Source organism: Humidesulfovibrio sp., from assembly GCF_035560995.1.
Lineage (GTDB): Bacteria > Desulfobacterota > Desulfovibrionia > Desulfovibrionales > Desulfovibrionaceae > Humidesulfovibrio.
The window spans coordinates 1-2,495 of the sequence record NZ_DATMYK010000280.1; the positions used below are offsets into that span (position 1 = coordinate 1).

The window sequence follows — 2,495 nt, forward strand, 5'->3', positions numbered from 1 at the left end:
GGGATCTTGGCGTTCCCGAAGCAGGCGCAACGGCTGAGCCACGTGCTCCAAACCGAGGAGCAGCAGATCCGGGAGCGGCCGGGCGCCGGCTTGCAGCAGGCGCGGGAGCCGTACGACGCCTTCCCCGGCCGGGAAGCAGGACGCCGTCTGGTGAACGCCGGCGGCGGGGCCGGTGGCGCGCCCGGTTCTCAGACAGCCGTGCGGCCAAAATCTCCCGGGCGTCGGCCAGCGCCCGTGGAAGCGGCTCCACCCCGGCAGCAGCTTTACGGACTTGAGGGCAGCGGCGCTGTCATGTCCGTGGCCGATCCCCGTCCCCGTCCGTCCCTGAGCGAGGGCGCCAGCTCCGGCGGCGGCAAGGTCGTTCCGGGTGCGGGTAACGGCCCCGTCGCTCCGTCCAGGCCCGACAAGCCCGCGGTGACGCCGATCCCCGGAGCGTTCTGGCTTCTGGGCTCCGGCCTGGCGGTCTTGTTCGCGGCCAAGGGGGGCAGGCACATCACGGTCGCAAGGGGATTTCACAGGAATCGCAAGCGGCAGACGCTGCCTCAGTTTTGCCCACCCCGGAAGGTCCCTCTTACCCAGCCAGCCCAGTGCTCCAAGGAGATACCATGAGCCCACGCAACATCCTGCTTGCCTTTGCCTTTTGCATCATTACGGCGAGTTCCGCCCTTGCTGAATCCGAGAAGGCGTACTCGCCCGGCCCGGATGATGTGCTGATGATCTCCGTGTGGAAGGAGGAGGCCCTGACCCGCGAGGTTGTGGTACGGCCGGATGGCAAGATCTCTTTTCCGCTCATAGGGGATGTGGATGTCCAGGGCCGTACCATCGGCGAACTCCGTGACGAGATTCAGGCGAAAATGGATGAATTTTCCCCTGGCGCGCCGGTCAGCATCATGATAACAAAGGTCAATAGTCCCAAAGTGTTTGTCGTCGGTAAGGTCGTCCGGCCCGGAGTCTACCTGATGACGGAGCGCATGACGGTGGTGCAGGCCCTTGCCCTTTCGGGCGGCGTGACCCCTTTTGCCGCCGCTGACGACATCATCGTGCTGCGTGAAGCACGCGGGAAGACGCAGACCCTTCCCTTCGACTATGATGCGGTGGCCAAGGGCAAGTATTTGGAGCAGAACATATACCTTAACCGCGGAGACACAATCGTCGTTCCGTAGGACATGCTGCCAATGCCCAAACTCCTTCACGCCGCCAAACGTTTCCTGGCAGGCTCACGCCTGTTCGGAGCCGTTGCCGGCCTGCTCCTTTGCGGAGCGGGCTCCGTCGCCTTTGCCGAGGACACCCTCAAAATCACGCCCGCCGTTTCGGCGCGGGAAATGTACGACTCCAACGTGTACATGATGGGTAAGGGAGATCTGGAACACAGCCTCGCCCCCTCCCTCAAGGTTGAACTGGAGCAGGAACGCGTGCGCGGCTATGTCAGCGGTCTGGCCACCCTCTACCGCTACTCGTCTCTGAGCGCCTATGACCGGATGGACCAGAAGTACGACGCCTTTGTGGAGATGAACGCCACGGAGAGGGTGCGGGTTTCTGTGACGGCCGAAGCGGTCGTTGACCACACCTTCAGCTCCACCCTTGAGAACACCGGCCAGATTGCGCAGCTTACCCTGCGCGAAGTGTACGGGGCGCAGCCGTCCATCACCTTTGACGTGACTGAGCGCAACACCGCCACCCTCTTCGGCGGGTACACGCAGACCCGCTACGGGTCCACGATCTACGCCGACAGCAACACCACGAACTACGGCGGGCGCTGGGGCTACCAGTTCACCGAGAGGACCCAGGCCATCGCGCAGGTCTCGCAGACGAGGATAGAGCAGTCCTCCGCGCATCAGTCCGTGCTCTCCACCTTGGGCGGCTTTGAGTACAAGTTGACCGAGCTCCTCAAACTGCGGCTCCTCGGCGGCATGAGCTCCATGCAGTCCACCAATGCCCAAGGGCAGGACAGCTCGCGCAACGGCTTCTCCGCAGACACCGGTGTCGAGTGGCGCGTGGACGAGACGTCCAGCGTGTCTGCCTCGTACAACCGGGACATGACCTCCGGCCTCAATGGCGAAGACATCGTGCGCAACCGGTATTCCATCTTCGGGGCCAAGAGGATCACGGAGAAGCTGCAACTCATGCTGAACGGCAACATGGTCATGTCGAAGATCTCCGCAGGCAGCACCGGAACCACAAGCACCACGCGATGGATGGAGATTTCCCCGCAGGCGCAGTACCAGGTTTTCGAGCATGGCACCCTTGCTCTGGGCTATGGCTATGGCGCCCAGAAGGTGGAGGAAACCGGCGTGACCAAGGAACGGAATCAGGTTTTCCTGAATTTCTCCATCTCTTTCCCGTAAAGCCGCAAAAGGGCCCGTCGCTTGCGGGCTGGCTTTCGATACCTTCCTGCCAGGGCGGACACTGGATTTTCACAGTTGCTGACCGCTTGGCCGGGCCAGATGGTCCGTCCGCCCCGCTTCTGGCAAGTCGCCTTCCGCGGGCCCTTGGCC

Annotated in this window: 2 protein-coding genes; both read left to right on the forward strand. The window is 63.1% G+C overall.

Features of this window, described 5'->3' with window-relative positions; all coding sequences use genetic code 11:
* Positions 1-605: 605 nt before the first annotated feature.
* On the forward strand, positions 606-1,163 hold the full coding sequence (locus VN419_RS10940; RefSeq protein WP_325647266.1) for a polysaccharide biosynthesis/export family protein: 558 nt from the start codon (positions 606-608) through the stop codon (positions 1,161-1,163).
* A gap of 12 nt (positions 1,164-1,175) precedes the next feature.
* Complete coding sequence (locus VN419_RS10945; RefSeq protein ID WP_325647267.1) at positions 1,176-2,345, forward strand: hypothetical protein; 1,170 nt, start codon at positions 1,176-1,178, stop codon at positions 2,343-2,345.
* Positions 2,346-2,495: the final 150 nt, after the last annotated feature.

What these genes read in the sequence shown, in the direction of transcription:
- VN419_RS10940 (WP_325647266.1), top strand. Translation starts at nt 606, where the DNA reads ATGAGCCCACGCAACATCCTGCTTGCCTTTGCCTTTTGCATCATTACG.
- VN419_RS10945 (WP_325647267.1), top strand. Translation starts at nt 1,176, where the DNA reads ATGCCCAAACTCCTTCACGCCGCCAAACGTTTCCTGGCAGGCTCACGC.